This is a genomic window from Xanthomonas chitinilytica (assembly GCF_026107455.2).
GTDB lineage: Bacteria > Pseudomonadota > Gammaproteobacteria > Xanthomonadales > Xanthomonadaceae > Stenotrophomonas > Stenotrophomonas chitinilytica.
The window spans coordinates 1-14,076 of sequence record NZ_JAPCHY010000012.1; the positions used below are offsets into that span (position 1 = coordinate 1).

11 protein-coding genes are annotated in these 14,076 nt (G+C 64.3%); 3 read left to right on the plus strand and 8 right to left on the minus strand.

Going from position 1 to position 14,076, the window contains the following annotated elements; translation table 11 throughout:
- Positions 1–64: 64 nt before the first annotated feature.
- The 5 genes from OK345_RS13620 to OK345_RS13640 form a co-directional block, all read right to left on the minus strand.
- Positions 65–1,729 (minus strand): ATP-dependent nuclease, encoded by a 1,665-nt coding sequence (locus OK345_RS13620; protein WP_265128531.1) that lies wholly within the window; start codon positions 1,727–1,729, stop codon positions 65–67.
- Positions 1,730–1,807: 78 nt separating this feature from the next.
- Positions 1,808–2,200, minus strand: a complete 393-nt coding sequence (locus OK345_RS13625; protein WP_146389488.1) for a hypothetical protein — start codon at positions 2,198–2,200, stop codon at positions 1,808–1,810.
- 487 nt (positions 2,201–2,687) lie between these two features.
- A complete protein-coding gene (locus tag OK345_RS13630) occupies positions 2,688–3,017 on the minus strand; it encodes a hypothetical protein (RefSeq protein ID WP_265128532.1) in 330 nt (109 codons plus the stop codon).
- 463 nt (positions 3,018–3,480) lie between these two features.
- Positions 3,481–4,011 carry a hypothetical protein gene (locus OK345_RS13635; RefSeq protein ID WP_265128533.1) on the minus strand — a complete coding sequence of 177 codons (531 nt, stop codon included), beginning with the start codon at positions 4,009–4,011 and terminating at the stop codon, positions 3,481–3,483.
- 266 nt (positions 4,012–4,277) lie between these two features.
- Positions 4,278–4,796 (minus strand): HNH endonuclease, encoded by a 519-nt coding sequence (locus OK345_RS13640; protein ID WP_265128534.1) that lies wholly within the window; start codon positions 4,794–4,796, stop codon positions 4,278–4,280.
- Positions 4,797–5,057: 261 nt separating this feature from the next.
- On the opposite strand from OK345_RS13640, the gene OK345_RS13645 reads away from it, so the two are divergent.
- Positions 5,058–6,029, plus strand: a complete 972-nt coding sequence (locus OK345_RS13645) for an integron integrase (RefSeq protein ID WP_306332099.1) — start codon at positions 5,058–5,060, stop codon at positions 6,027–6,029.
- 52 nt (positions 6,030–6,081) lie between these two features.
- Here the strand turns inward: OK345_RS13645 and ilvD are convergent, their stop codons facing one another.
- Positions 6,082–7,920, minus strand: a complete 1,839-nt coding sequence (ilvD, locus tag OK345_RS13650; RefSeq protein WP_265128536.1) for a dihydroxy-acid dehydratase — start codon at positions 7,918–7,920, stop codon at positions 6,082–6,084.
- 221 nt (positions 7,921–8,141) lie between these two features.
- Between ilvD and OK345_RS13655 the strand changes: the two genes are divergently transcribed.
- Together OK345_RS13655 and OK345_RS13660 are read left to right on the plus strand one after the other, a co-directional pair.
- On the plus strand, positions 8,142–8,702 hold the full coding sequence (locus OK345_RS13655) for a DUF1190 domain-containing protein (RefSeq protein WP_265128537.1): 561 nt from the start codon (positions 8,142–8,144) through the stop codon (positions 8,700–8,702).
- A 4-nt stretch (positions 8,703–8,706) separates the two neighbouring features.
- Positions 8,707–9,885: a glutathionylspermidine synthase family protein gene (locus tag OK345_RS13660; protein ID WP_265128538.1), complete on the plus strand. Its 1,179-nt coding sequence runs from the start codon at positions 8,707–8,709 to the stop codon at positions 9,883–9,885.
- Between the two features lie 886 nt (positions 9,886–10,771).
- On the opposite strand, the gene OK345_RS13665 is transcribed toward OK345_RS13660, so the two are convergent.
- A complete protein-coding gene (locus OK345_RS13665) occupies positions 10,772–12,448 on the minus strand; it encodes a tetratricopeptide repeat protein (RefSeq protein WP_265128539.1) in 1,677 nt (558 codons plus the stop codon).
- 284 nt (positions 12,449–12,732) lie between these two features.
- A complete protein-coding gene (locus tag OK345_RS13670; RefSeq protein ID WP_265128540.1) occupies positions 12,733–14,031 on the minus strand; it encodes a DUF58 domain-containing protein in 1,299 nt (432 codons plus the stop codon).
- Between the last annotated feature and the right edge of the window lie 45 nt (positions 14,032–14,076).

Genomic DNA, 14,076 nt, shown 5'->3' on the forward strand with positions numbered 1-14,076 from the left:
GAGCGACCCAAGAAGGTGCTCGGCGGACTGACCCCGAGCGACTACGCCAGCCAGCTGGCATCCGCTACGATTGATCCCGGACTCTAAACCGCCGTGCTACTGAAGGCGGGGGGACGTCGGAGGCAGGGCTGGCAGCCACTTGTTGTCCGACAAGTAGCTTGACCTTGGCGAGCGTTGCGTCAGAGCAAGTTTTGCCCTGCGACAAGAAGCACTCTCTAACGCGCGAAGACCATTTCTTGTTTGACCTAAAAGCTTTTGTGCTGAGGTCAACGCCGAAGTCATGCAACACAGCATCCTTATACAAAGAAAGCTCTAGAACGTCCTCAAACTCAGACTCAGTCATTCCGTTGCAGATGGTAAACGTGCAATCCGCAAGATCGAGCACGCCGTCCTTCTCTGCCTTGTCGAACGCAGTCTTGCCGGCAGCGTCATGATCCAGTAGCACATGTGTTAGACACAAGAAGCTCTTAAGCAGCGAAACCTTATAAGTAAGATTGCTCGCTCCACCGATCTGGTCTATTACGAGCACGTTATCTTTTAGGGCCTTCCCGAGTTTCTTGCTTAACGCGGGCAACAAAGCTCTGAGCGCGATGACGTCTTCATGCCCCTCGACAACTAACGAATAATTTGCATGTGTGAGATTGTCGGATGCGCGGATACCCAGAACATCTCGAATGGCATTGATTGATCGGGCCGGCACGGCCGATCCATCGCTCACGATAACGTTTGATTGAACTGTGTCGCGTACTACAAAGAGGGGATTGTGCGTAGTAATCAGAACCTGGGCGCTTTCTGCGACTTGACTGATGATCTCGTTGACTTGATGTATTGCCGAAGGATGGAGGTGAGACTCAGGCTCCTCGATAACCAGAATATGCGCGCCTTCTTTGTTGTTTGCGCTCTTCATGAGCCCCAAAGCGGCCAAGCTCTTGACGCCGTCGCCCTTCATCTCGATATCGGTTTCCGTCCCGTCATTGACAAGAACGCTGATGTTCTGCCGCAATGAATGTCGCCGCCCAATATCAGACACTTCAAGCCTGACCGACTGGATGTTGGGGAGGAATTCTTTCAGTGGCTCCTCAACGCGCTTTCCGATCTCGTCGAGTATTGGCTGTTGCAGCCTACTAATTGCTGCCAGCGCTTGCTCATACTCCTGATCGTTCTCAAGCGTGCGCAGCGCCTCAGAAAGCATTCGCTCGATAAGAGCTAGCGACTCTTTATCAGTCCTCACTGCAGGAATGTAGTTGAAGAAAATTCGTTCTGCCACAAATCGCGCGATCTGAGAGGATTTGTTTGAGAGTGTGGCGGATCCTCGCCCTGACTTCACCACACGGAAGGTCGGCTCGTTTGTCTTGCCGATTGATACTTCCAACGGTAATGAGCCATTGAGCATCACGCCAATCTGATCCTTAAACGCTGCGCACTCTTGGTCATCTAAAGAGAACTCAAGTCTAAATATGCTTTTAAGGCCAGACTTGCGACCTTGGTATTGCATTGGGAAATCGCGCTTCCACACATACGCACGAGAGTTATATGAAATGTGACGTCGAGCCGTGGCCTGACCCAGTGCATGTAGTGATAGCAAACCCATCGCTGCCTCTAACGCGCGCATTAGATTGGACTTGCCCTCGTTGTTGCGACCTACGAACACGGTCAAATTCGATAGGGCGACGCTGTGGGCCGATGTGATACTGCGAAAGTTGGTAACCGAAAACTTGAGAAGACGCATTGAACTTCCTTGTGTGGAGCTAACGCCTGAATTAAGCCGCGCCGCGAAGCGGCGTCGGCTTGAATGAATTGTTAGGCTTCACGCCCGGCCACCCTGCACATGCTCTCGGAAGCCTTGCGTGGCCTCAGAGGTGAGAGATAAAAGTTCTGTCTCATGAACATGGACGGCGGTGATTCCGCGGCGCTTGGCCTCCGAGGGGAACGTAGTTTGGAATTGCCCCTTCGGGAGCAGAAGGGTGGCAGGGGTGCCACCGCTGCGCTCCAAGCATGAGCTGAATAATTTACGCACTTCAAACACGGAAGGCTCGGCCTGCGCAACAGACACGAAAGCAGTGCCAAAGATGAAGCCGCTTGCAGCGTCCATGAGTGCGATGCAATTGAAATCTCCGTCTTGCTCGGTGCGAACGGGAGCATCATTGAGTTGGAACACAACCCAAGCCTCGTCTTCTTCAAATTGGTTGGGTTCTAGCATGAACTTTCCATGTGAAGCCTAACGCCTGAATTAAGCCGCGCCGCGAAGCGGCGTCGGCTTGAATGAATTGTTAGGGGGCGACCCTATCATCAGTGCGAACGTCGGAGACCATGACCGTCAGTCCTGCGCCGGGAAGCAGATAAGCGCGATAAGTGAACTGTTTGCCCTCACAAGCCTCAATTGTCCAGTGCTCTACGACGGCATCACCCTCGTCCCGCACAATCTCGGCAGCCAGCGGACGAACGTACGGACAGCTCGGTTGTTGTGCGTTGTGCCAGCCAGCGAGGTCCCGGGCTACATTTGCGGCTTGCCCCCCGCAAGCCGAAGTGCCGAGCGGACTGCAAGGTTTGGCAGGCGTAGAAGTGCATCCGGCCAGTACGGCAATGGACGCCGCGAATGAAAGTCGTATCAGTAGCGAAAACATCGCATAGCCCCCTAACGCTTGAATTAAGCCGACCCGCGAAGCGGGTTCGGCTTGAATGAATTGTTAGGGCGCATTGCGAGATGTTGAATCAATTGTTGCGTCTGCAATGTCTGCAATCATTAGTGATGCCTCAGCGCTAACCTTGACCAGAAGAGCAATAATCACTGCGCCAATCAAGGATGCAAGAACACCAAAGGTGCTTCCGCTGAAGAAGCCGACTAGAGCGAAAATTGCTGAAACTATGTAACCAGCGATAGTAAATACGGCGATGAACGCACGAAAGGCGGGGTAGCAGCTTGAAGCTCGGAGATTGCCGAGGTGAGTATGATTGTCTGTCTGAGTCTGGGTGCTTGGCGTAAATGAAGTAGTGGCCGGGCTGGGAGATTCTTCCATGCAGTTGCTGCACAAATCAGACATAAATCCAGCCTTCTCGACGCCACATGATTTACAGATTGCCATGTTTCCCCCTAAACAGTAGTGATGGTTGTTAAGCGCGCCCTAACGCCTGAATTAAGCCGCGCCGCGAAGCGGCGTCGGCTTGAATGAATTGTTAGATTGCACTCACCGTAGATCAGTCATCGAACCCGCAGTCACAGAAGTGGCACGTCTCACTTTTATCGGTGACGAGTTGGGTTCCGCCAGAAACAATTTGATTGTCCTCACCGCTCTCTTCCTGCTGCTTGATGCAATCCTCGCAAACGGCAACCGTAGGATACTGATCCGAGGCGCGGTCAGCCGTCATGTCTCCCCAAACCTCACAGTAGTACATTTTCATAACACCCCCTTGTGGTTTGAAAGTGCAATCTAACGCCTGAATTAAGCCGCGCCGCGAAGCGGCGTCGGCTTGAATGAATTGTTAGCCTTCTGGTCGTGAAACAAACGCATACATTACGAACTCGCCAAACAGGGTGATCTTGAACATTGCGGCGCGAGGCTCATCAGGTGGGACAACCCTTATCACCTCGAATCCGGGGCCGCGCGTGTACGCGACGCCATGCCGATCTAACATACGCTGGATTGGTTCCGCGCCGTTGGAATTGAGGGCATAGAAGTCCACTCGGAACGGCGGCTCTATAAATAGTCCGTCCTCTCGATAAGTGATTCCCCTGACAATTTTCTCGCAGAAGCGCCGGATGTGATTGGCCGGGATCACGAAAGCGACCTGATCGGCCCTGGCTCTGTCCCAACGCTCTCCCAAGCCGGGATAAATGCCCTCAGTGGGGATGTCATCTCCATGTAGCAACGACCCAATCACTCTTTCTCTCTTAGCACGGCGTGCCATCCGGTCCCGCTTGCCTTTACCTAGCGATTCGTTTACCGAGCGAAGAGCTCGCTCGTAGATTCCTGAACTAGCGTGGCCCTCTGGATCGATTGTCATGGCGAGCATGACGAGCAGTTCCTCTTCTAGCTTTCCGTAGTCAGAGTTGCACTTCTTGCAGGTTGGAATCTGCCACTTCTCCAAGTTGGGTGGCGTTGAATCTGGGTACCAAGATCGCGGAAGAACGTGATCCCAGTTTCGTATGTCGAACTGACCAAGGCAGTGAACACACTTTCCCGGGCCTGGTTTCTTCGCCACGCACTTGCTCCAGAAGGCTAACGCCTGAATTAAGCCGCGCCGCGAAGCGGCGTCGGCTTGAATGAATTGTTAGACGATCATAGTGAGTAGCTGACTTTTGTGTCAGCAACTATGATCTTTCCGTTGACTTGCAAGTGTTTAATTAGTGTTTCCAGCTGCGACTCGGTGATAGAACTCTTTGCGTTCTTGACAGTTGCACGGATGGTGCTTTTGAGTGTCTCGACTTTCCTTGGGCGGGAAGCGCCGCGCTTTTTAAGGTCTGCGAGAACAACTGCATAGTTGTCGATCTTTGGCGGAACTGGAGCGGCTTTAGCCGGAGGGGCAGGCAGGGGCTGTGCCCTGCCATTGCCATTTGGGCAGATGAACTTTCCGTTCTGATTCAGCACGACGCGAATTTTCTCTTTAAGCGACATGCTGCCAAAGAGCGCGTTGACTGCTTTGCAGCAGGCAACGCAGTTGTCATCGCTGTTGCTTCCGGCGCGAGAGGAAGCAACAAGATGCTCGACACTAGCGTCTGCCTTTGAAAGTGGCATGTTGCAAAAGAAGCAAATGCCTCCTTGGGCGAACATTAGTCTGTCAAGCGGCTTGGTGGTCATTTGATCGTCTAACGCCTATTCGATATAAAAATGGGGCGTAACCCCGGTGTGTAGCACGAAGCTCCCTACCGATGTCCAGGGGAAATCCCTACATCCACCAACGGCTTCCCCATCTTCTGGTGTGTAATGCCGGTGCCTAATCATGCCGTCATTCCCTCCCCCAGGACGGTTTCGATGCGACGGTATCACCGGGATAATCGGGCAGCAAGCGTTCCAGTGGCTGGGCAGGATTCCGTCCAGCCGCCCAGGTTGCTTGATCGCGTGCGTGAACGCATGCGGCGGCTGGGAATGGCGCGGCGCACGGAGGAGGCGTATGTCGGTTGGATCCGGCGTTTCATCATCGCCAATGGTCGTCGCCATCCCGAAACGATGGGGGAGGCGCAGGTGGAGGCCTTCCTGACGCGGTTGGCGGTGAAGGGGCGGGTGGCGGCATCCACCCAGAACCAGGCGTTGGCGGCTTTACTGTTTCTCTATCGCCAGGTATTGGGCCAGGACCTGGCATGGATGGAGTCGATTCGCCGGGCGAAGCGGCCGCAGCGGTTGCCGGTGGTGCTGGACGAGGGGGAGGTAGGGCGCCTGCTGGATCGGTTGCACGGGCGACACTGGCTGATGGCCTCGTTGCTCTACGGCACCGGCATGCGGTTGATGGAATGCGTGCGCCTGCGTATCAAGGACGTGGACTTCGCGCGCGGTGAGGTGATCGTGCGCGACGGGAAGGGCGGCAAGGACCGTCGCACGATGTTGCCGCAGGCCTTGCGCGAACCACTGCTGTCGCAGCGGGCCGAAGCATTGAGAGTGCATCAGCGCGATGTGCGCGCCGGGTTTGGCGAGGTCTGGCTGCCGGATGCGCTGGCCAGGAAGTTTCCCGGCGCCGCCCGCGAACCGGGATGGCAATACCTGTTCCCCGCGCCGCAGCGCAGCGTCGACCCACGCGGGGGAGCGACACGCCGGCACCATGTGGACGAGAAAGGCCTGCAGCGGGCGGTGAAGGCGGCCTGCCGCGCGGCCGGCCTGGACAAGCCGGCCAGCTGCCACACGCTGCGCCATTCGTTTGCGACCCACCTGCTGGAGCGCGGCTACGATCTGCGCACGATCCAGGAATTGCTTGGCCACAAGGACCTGTCCACGACACAGATATATACGCATGTGTTGGGCCGTGGCGGCCTTGGGGTCGTCAGCCCGCTCGACCGTGGGCCTTCCATGGCGATTTCGATGGAAGGCGGCGACCGATGAGGCGGGCCGGCGCGGCCTTGATTGCCGGCGCCGGCATCGTCGCGATGCGGTTTCAGTCGCCCAGCAGGGTGCGGTCGCGCACCGCACCCTTGTCGGCGCTGGTCGCCAGCAATGCATAGGCCTTGAGCGCGGTGGTGACCTTGCGCGGACGCGGCTGCGCCGGTTTCCAGCCGTGCGCGTCCTGTTCGGCGCGGCGGCGTGCCAGTTCGGCTTCGTCCACCAGCAGGTCGATGGCGCGCTGCGGGATGTCGATGCGGATACGGTCGCCGTCGCGCACCAGGCCGATGGTTCCACCGGCCGCGGCTTCCGGCGAAGCATGACCGATCGACAGGCCCGAGGTGCCACCGGAGAAGCGGCCGTCGGTGAGCAGCGCGCAGGCCTTGCCCAGTCCTTTCGACTTCAGGTAGCTGGTCGGGTACAGCATCTCCTGCATGCCCGGGCCGCCCTTGGGGCCTTCGTAGCGGATGACGACGACGTCGCCGGCCCGCACTTCGTCGCCGAGGATGCCCTTCACCGCCGCGTCCTGGCTTTCGTAGACGCGGGCGTTGCCCTCGAACACGTGGATCGACTCGTCCACGCCGGCGGTCTTGACCACGCAGCCGTCGGCGGCGAGATTGCCGTACAGCACCGCCAGCCCGCCCTCGGCGGAGAACGCATGGGCCACGTCGCGGATGCAGCCTTCGGCGCGGTCGAGGTCGAGCGTGGGCCAGCGCGTGGCCTGGCTGAAGGCGACCTGGGTGGGGATGCCGGCCGGGCCGGCTCTGTAGAACGTGTGCACGGCCTCGTCCGTCGTCCGGGTCACGTCCCACCGGGCGATGGCCTCGCCGAGGGTCGCGCTGTGCACGGTCGGCACGCCGGTATGCAGCAGGCCGCCGCGCGCCAGCTCGCCGAGGATGGCGGTGATGCCGCCGGCGCGGTGCACGTCCTCGATGTGGTACTTCGGGGTGTTCGGGGCCACCTTGCACAGTTGCGGCACGCGCCGCGACAGGCGGTCGATGTCGCGCAGGTCGAAGGCCACCTCGGCCTCCTGCGCAGCGGCCAGCAGGTGCAGGATGGTGTTGGTCGAACCACCCATGGCGATGTCCAGCGTCATCGCATTCTCGAACGCTTCGAATGTCGCGATCCCGCGTGGCAACGCGCCCGGATCTTCCGCGCCATACCAGCGATGGCACAGTTCCACCACCGTGCGCGCCGCGCGCAGGAACAGCTGCTCGCGGTCGGCATGGGTGGCCAGCGTGGTGCCGTTGCCCGGCAGCGACAGGCCCAGCGCCTCGGTCAGGCAGTTCATCGAATTGGCGGTGAACATGCCTGAGCACGAACCGCAGGTGGGGCAGGCGCTGCGCTCGAATTCGGCCACCTTCTCGTCGCTGGCGCTGTCGTCGGCGGCGATCACCATGGCGTCGACCAGGTCCAGCTTGTGCTCGGCCAGCCGGGTCTTGCCCGCTTCCATCGGCCCGCCGGAGACGAACACCACCGGGATGTTCAGCCGCAGCGCGGCCATCAGCATCCCCGGTGTGATCTTGTCGCAGTTGGAGATGCACACCAGCGCGTCGGCGCAGTGGGCATTGACCATGTACTCGACCGAGTCGGCGATGATCTCGCGGCTGGGCAGCGAGTACAGCATCCCGTCGTGGCCCATGGCGATGCCGTCGTCCACCGCGATGGTGTTGAATTCCTTGGCCACGCCGCCGACGCGTTCGATCTCGCGCGCCACCAGCTGGCCGAGATCCTTCAGGTGCACATGCCCGGGCACGAACTGGGTGAAGGAGTTGGCGATGGCGACGATCGGCTTGTGGAAGTCGCCGTCCTTCATGCCGGTGGCGCGCCACAGGGCGCGGGCGCCGGCCATGTTGCGGCCGGCGGTGGAGGTTCTGGAACGGTAGTCGGGCATGGAAACGTCTGCGGGAGCGGGCGGGTGCTGGCGGAAAACCGGTGTCGCCGCCCGATTCTGCCGAAAAACCTCGGTTGCAGCTGCAACCGTCCCTGCCGGGAAAATACCGGGGAAAAACGGGCGGGAACTGAAACGCGATTCAGCTTTCCGCGGCCCGGCGCTCCCGCTCGACGGCCCGGATCAGGCATCATTCACGGATCGATTGAACGAAGGGAGTCCGCATGAAGCGATCCAAGACCACCGCGCTGCTGCTGATGAGCGCCGCACCGCTGTTGTTCACCGCCTGCCAGCAGGAGCAGCAGGTCCAGGTGCAGGAAGGCCTGTACACGTCGGTGGAGAACTGCGCCGCCGCCACCGGCGACCCGTCCGCCTGCCGCCAGGCGTTCGCCGCCGCGCAGCAGCAGGCCGCCGATTCGGCGCCGAAGTACGCCAGCCGCGAGGCCTGCGAGCAGGACTACGGCCCGGAGCAGTGCGTGCAGCAGCGGACCAGCGCCGGCACCTCGTTCATCGGCCCGATGATGATGGGCTTCTTCATGTCGCAGATGCTCAACGGCAACCGCGCCGCGGCGGCTGCCCCGGCCGCGGCACCGGCGTTCAAGGACAAGGCCAATGGCTGGGCGCGCCCGGCACCGGGCGGCACCGGCGGGCTGAACACCGCCAGCGGCATCGGCGCGGGCAAGGCCGGGCTGGCACCGATCAGCAGCGAGCCCAACCGCGCCGTCACCGCCAGCCGTGGCGGTTTCGGCAACAACAGCCGCGGCCGCAACAGCGTCGGCGGTTGATGCGGTGAAGCGCATCGCGATTGCCGAGCGCGGCAACTGGCGCGCCCGGGCGGCCGAGGCCGGCTTCCGTTTCCATACCATCGACGGCGAGCCGTACTGGGACGAGACCGCGTACTACGCCTTCACCCTGCGCCAGATCGAGAACGACCTGGAAGACCCCAGTGCCGAGCTGCACGCGATGGCGCTGGACCTGGTCGGCGACGTGGTGGCCAGCGAAGCGCTGATGGCGCAGCTGGCCATCCCCGAACCGTTCCGCGACTGGATCGCCGACAGCTGGCGCCAGCGCCAGCCGCACCTGTACGGGCGGCTGGACTTCGCCTACGACGGCACTGGCCCGGCCAAGCTGTACGAGCTGAACTACGACACCCCGACCTCGCTGTACGAGGCCTCGTTCTTCCAGTGGCAGTGGCTGGAGGACCAGCGCAACCGTGGCGCGCTGCCGGCGCATGCCGACCAGTTCAACTCCATCCACGAAGCGCTGGTGGAGCGCTTCGGCGAACTGGCCGCGCAGCTGCCGCCGCCGCTGTGCTTCAGTGCCGTGCGCGACTCCGCCGAAGACCAGGGCACGGTCGACTACCTGCGCGACTGCGCCGCACAGGCCGGTTTGCACGGACAGGCCATCGCCATCGAGGACATCGGCCTGTCGGCCGACGGCCGCTTCACCGACCTGGACGACGTGGTGATCGGCAGCCTGTTCAAGCTGTATCCGCTGGAAGACCTGATGCGCGAGGAATTCGGCGCCGCGCTGCCGGGTTCGGGCGTGCAGCTGCTGGAGCCGGCGTGGAAGGCGGTGCTGAGCAACAAGGGCATCCTGCCGCTGCTGTGGCAACGCCACCGCGGCCATCCCAACCTGCTCGAAGCGCATTTCGACGACGGCAGCGCGCTGCCGGTGGGCTGGGTGCGCAAGCCGCTGCATTCGCGCGAGGGCGCCAACGTGGCCATGCACCTGGCCGACGGCAGCTGGCAGGAGAGCGAAGGCCCGTACGCCGGCCCCTGCATCGTGCAGGCGCTGCACCCGCTGCCGGCGTTCGAGGGCAACTACCCGCTGGTGGGCAGCTGGGTGGTGGGCGACCGCGCCTGCGGCATCGGCCTGCGCGAGGACGACAGCCGCATCACCCGCGACAGTGCGCGCTTCGTGCCGCACGCGATCATCGACGAAGCGCCGACCACCATCTACGTCTGACGGCGGGGGCGTGGGGCCCTGCCCCGCGCCGTATTGCTGGCCGGTACGGTTTTCGTTCCTGTCCATCGAGCGCGGCTGCACCCGGCCGCGCGGCTGCCGGCGGCAAGCGAACGACGCCGGAGGCCCACGGTCACCAGTCGCGAACTTCTCGGTTGGCCGCTCCGCCGCCGCACGCCCTTTCGGCCTGGAACCGGCAATCGGGCTACCCGGCTGATCGCGACGGTGGGCAGTCGCGCCGCTGCCGGCAGGTTCCGTGGCGGCGCTGGGTGGCCCCGGACTCCGGTTGCGGATCTTTCGGTCGGTCGCCGCACCGCTGCACGCCTCCGGAGCGGAATCGGCAATCGGGCTGTCCGGTTGTGCGCGCCAGCCTCGGGTAGGAGGACAACCGCTCGATGTTCTCGCGTTTGCCGCAGTGGATGAGGCTGGCCCGCCGTCGCACCCGGTCGCAAGCGCCGCTTGTCGCGGGCGGAAGAGTGGGTGCGCGCGCAGGCGCCGCAGCCGATTGTCATCGGCAGCCTCGGACCCTGCGCGTGCCGCAATAGCCAGCGTCGTCCCGGCTCAAGGCTTGCCGGGGGCTTTCTCCCGTTTGCCGGAGAAAAGCCTGCCCCACAGGCGCTTTTCACCAGCCCAATGGCTGGTCATGACGGGTCGGACTGGGGTGCCCGAAGGGCGGATGAGGGCATCGTCGATGCCTCGCCCATAAGGTCCGCTCCGCAAGCGGGAACAGGTGCCGGCCGAAGTATCCTGGAGGGCGGTTTCTCCGGCTGTTGATCGAAGCCACCGAAGCCGACGAAAACACCCGTCGGGCGCGGCTCGAAACCGTTCCACGCGAACGGCACCGCGGCGCCGGTCCGCTGCCGCGCGGAATCGCCCGCCGGGTTTGCGCTCAGTACCGGGCCGCGGTCAGCGGCGCGTCCGCCCACTGCCAGGCGGCGGCCTGCCGGCGCGATGTTTCGCGCGCGGCATCGACCTGCCCCAGTGCGTGTTGTGCCTGCGCCAGGCCGAACAGCGACCAGCCGTTCTCCGGATAGGCCTTCAGGTCCTGGCCGAATGCTTCCGCTGCGCCCCGGGCATCGCCGGCCTCGAACAATGCGGCACCCAGGTAGGGGCGGACCGGCAGCGGCCAGTCGGCCGGTTCGTTGTAGGCCAGCGCATCCTCGGCGGCCGCCGCCTCGCGCAACGCCGCGATGGCCTGTGCGTGCTTGCCCTGTGCGCGCAACAGTTCCCCGCGCAGCAGGGCATCGGCGACCTGCAATACGCCGCCGGCATGGTTGATGTCGAAGAAGCTCACCTCCGCGATGGCCGGATCACCCGCGATCGCCTGCAGGGCCTCGGCCTCGCGTGCGGCCTCGGCCAGCGCGCCCTGGCGCACGTGGGCCATGCCGCGGGCGAAGTGCCGGATCGCGGCCGGGTACGGCAGTTCCGGCGATGCGGCCGAATCGGACAGGATCGCGTCCCAGTCGCCGAAGCGGACCTGGGTGAGCATGGGCGCGACCACGAACTGCTGCATGAATTCCATCGGCGCCTCGCCCATCGCGGCGCGGTCCGCGCGCTGCGCCGTCTGCGCCGCCGCCTGCAGCGCCAGCGTGCGCGATCCGGTCAGGCTGGTGGTCATCGTGGCGAAGTGCCAGTTGTGCGGCACGTAGCCCAGCGGATAGACCCCGTTGCTGCCGCGGCATACCGCCAGGAAATCCTTGTCCGCGGTGGTGGCGGCCAGATTGGTCAGGGTCGCATCGTGGTAGCGCCCGACCCGGATGTAGGTGTGTGCGGGCATGTGCACCAGATGGCCCGAACCGGGCGCCAGCGCCGCCAGGGCGTCGGCATAGGGTTCGGCGCGCTGCGGCTCGGGCGAGGCCTCGGTGGCGTGGATGTAGTAGTGCATCGCGCCGATGTGGCGCGGGTTGCGCGCCAGCACGCGTTCCAGTTCGCCGAGGATGCGGGCGGTGAACTCCGCCGGGGTGCCGTCCGCTTCCCAGTACGCCCAGGGCGAGAGATTCATCAACGCTTCCGCGTACAGGGTCGCCGCGTCGTCGTCGTCGGGGAACTGCGCGGCCACGCGCGCCATCGCGTCGGCGTAGGCGCGGTCCAGCGGCTGGCGGTCCTCCAGCGCCGGGTCGGCGTAACGCGCCTGCAGCGCCTGGATCAGCGCTCGGTCGGCCGGGCGCGCACCTTCGGCGAGGCCCGCCGCGCGGTCGGCGAGGACGGCGGCGTCCTTCGCCACCGTCGGATCCATCGCCAGATTGATGTTCGGCCCCAGCACCAGCGCCTGGCCCCACACGCACATGGCGCATTGCGGGTCCAGCCGCGCAGCCTCGGCGAAGGCGCGCCCGGCCGCCTCGTGGTTGAAGCCGTAGGTCATGCGCAGGCCCTGGTCGAAATAGCGCTGCGCGGCGGGCACGCGCGTGGCCACATCGCGGTGCAGGTCGCCGAAGGTATCGAACAGGGGCAGGGCGGCGGCTTCGGGTGCGGCGTCGCCGGCCGTCTTCTGTGCGGCTTCGCAGCCCGCCAGCAGGACCGCCAGCAGGACCGCCAGCAGCGGCAGGAGCGAGAGTCGACGGATCATGGCGGTTCCCCGTGGTCGATATATCTGACAGTAACGGAGCCCGTTGGCCGAAAGCGGCCAGGGTTGCTCGAAAAAACACGGGATCGAAACGGTTGGCTCGACCGCACGGCGCCTTGGGCATCGGCCCGGACGCCCGCCCCGGAGCGAAAACCGCCATGGGCGATGCAGGGTGCGGGACCAGCACGGGCAACGGACGGGGAAGCAGGCCCGCGTGGTGGTCCGGGTTGCATGAATCCGGCTGCCGAAGCGGCTTCCGGCGGCAGCCGGCAACGCCCCCGGCGCCGCTACAGCAATCCGTCGCGCTTCACCGCCAGATAGCGCTCGACCAATGCCCCGGGCAGTTCCTCGGCAGTGACGTCCAGCACCATCACCCGATGGCTGCGCAGCGCCTCGTGGGCCTCGCCGCGCTGTTGCAGGTAGCGGGCGATGGCGCCGGCCTGCACCGCGTCGGGCAGTTCGTGCACCTCGCGCGACAGCGCGTCGTCCAGCTCGCGCTCGCGCAGGCTGGCCACGCACACCAGGTGCCGCTTCTGCAGCAGCCGCACCGCGGCCAGCAGGTCCTCGATGTCCTCGTCGCGGACGTTGGTGATGAGCATCACCAGCGAGCGCCGGCGTTGCCGCAGCGACAGCTCGGTGGCCGCGGCCAGGTAGTCGGTGGCCACCGGCTGCGCCTGCAGGTCGTAGCTGGCGCGCAACAGGGTGTCGATGGCGCCCATGCCGCGCTGCGGCGCCACCCAGCGGCTCTGCCCGCCGCTGGCGAACAGGCCCACCGCATCGCCCTGGCGCAGCGCCAGGTAGGACACCACCAGCGAGGCGTTGAGCACGTGGTCGAAGTGCGACAGCCCGCCCTCGTCGGCGAGCATGCGCCGGCCGGTGTCGATCAGCATCAGCAGCTGCTGGTTCTTCTCGTCCTGGTACTCGCGCGAGATCAGCTTGCGCGCGCGCGAGGTGGCCTTCCAGTCGATCTGGCGCAGGCTGTCGCCGACGCGGTACTCGCGCATCTGGTGGAAGTCGGTGCCTTCGCCGCGCCGGCGCTTGAGGTGGGCGCCGACCAGCCGCGAGGCCTGTTCGGCGCTGAACAGCGCGAAGCGGGTCAGCGGCGCGAAGTTGGGGTAGACCCGCACCGTCTGCGCGGGGGCCACCTGCCGGCGCTGCCGCCACAGCCGCCAGGGCGAATGCAGCCGCAGCTGCACGCCTTCGAAACGGAAGGTGCCGCGCGCGGTGGGGGTGAAGCGGTAGCCGAAGCGGGTCTCGCTGGCGGGCTTGAGCGTCAGCGCGCGCGGCAGCCCCTGCAGCGGCCAGCCGCCGGGGACGCCGTCGAACACCTCCAGCCGCTGGCGGCGGAACGACTCCAGCACCAGCCCGGCCTCGCGTTCGACGTTCAGCGCCAGCGCCTCGGGCAGCTGCCGCGTCACCTGCGGCGAGGGTTGCCGCCACAGCCGCAGCGCGTCCACGGCGGCCAGCAGCGCGATCGCGGCGGCGGTCGCCTGCCAGGCGGACAGCGGCAGCTGGCCCAGCGCGACGGCAACGCCGCCCAGCCCCCACAGCGCCAGCAGCGCGACCAGCAGCGGCGCCGGCCTCATCGGCGGGGTCCCGCAGGAGCGGCATGAGCCGCGACCGCAGACCAT

Coding starts and splice junctions, on each gene's coding strand:
- OK345_RS13625 (WP_146389488.1), bottom strand. CDS start 2,200: ATGCTAGAACCCAACCAATTTGAAGAAGACGAGGCTTGGGTTGTGTTC.
- OK345_RS13670 (WP_265128540.1), bottom strand. CDS start 14,031: ATGAGGCCGGCGCCGCTGCTGGTCGCGCTGCTGGCGCTGTGGGGGCTG.
- OK345_RS13640 (WP_265128534.1), bottom strand. CDS start 4,796: ATGACCACCAAGCCGCTTGACAGACTAATGTTCGCCCAAGGAGGCATT.
- ilvD (WP_265128536.1), bottom strand. CDS start 7,920: ATGCCCGACTACCGTTCCAGAACCTCCACCGCCGGCCGCAACATGGCC.
- OK345_RS13655 (WP_265128537.1), top strand. CDS start 8,142: ATGAAGCGATCCAAGACCACCGCGCTGCTGCTGATGAGCGCCGCACCG.
- OK345_RS13665 (WP_265128539.1), bottom strand. CDS start 12,448: ATGATCCGTCGACTCTCGCTCCTGCCGCTGCTGGCGGTCCTGCTGGCG.
- OK345_RS13620 (WP_265128531.1), bottom strand. CDS start 1,729: ATGCGTCTTCTCAAGTTTTCGGTTACCAACTTTCGCAGTATCACATCG.
- OK345_RS13635 (WP_265128533.1), bottom strand. CDS start 4,011: ATGCTCGCCATGACAATCGATCCAGAGGGCCACGCTAGTTCAGGAATC.
- OK345_RS13630 (WP_265128532.1), bottom strand. CDS start 3,017: ATGGAAGAATCTCCCAGCCCGGCCACTACTTCATTTACGCCAAGCACC.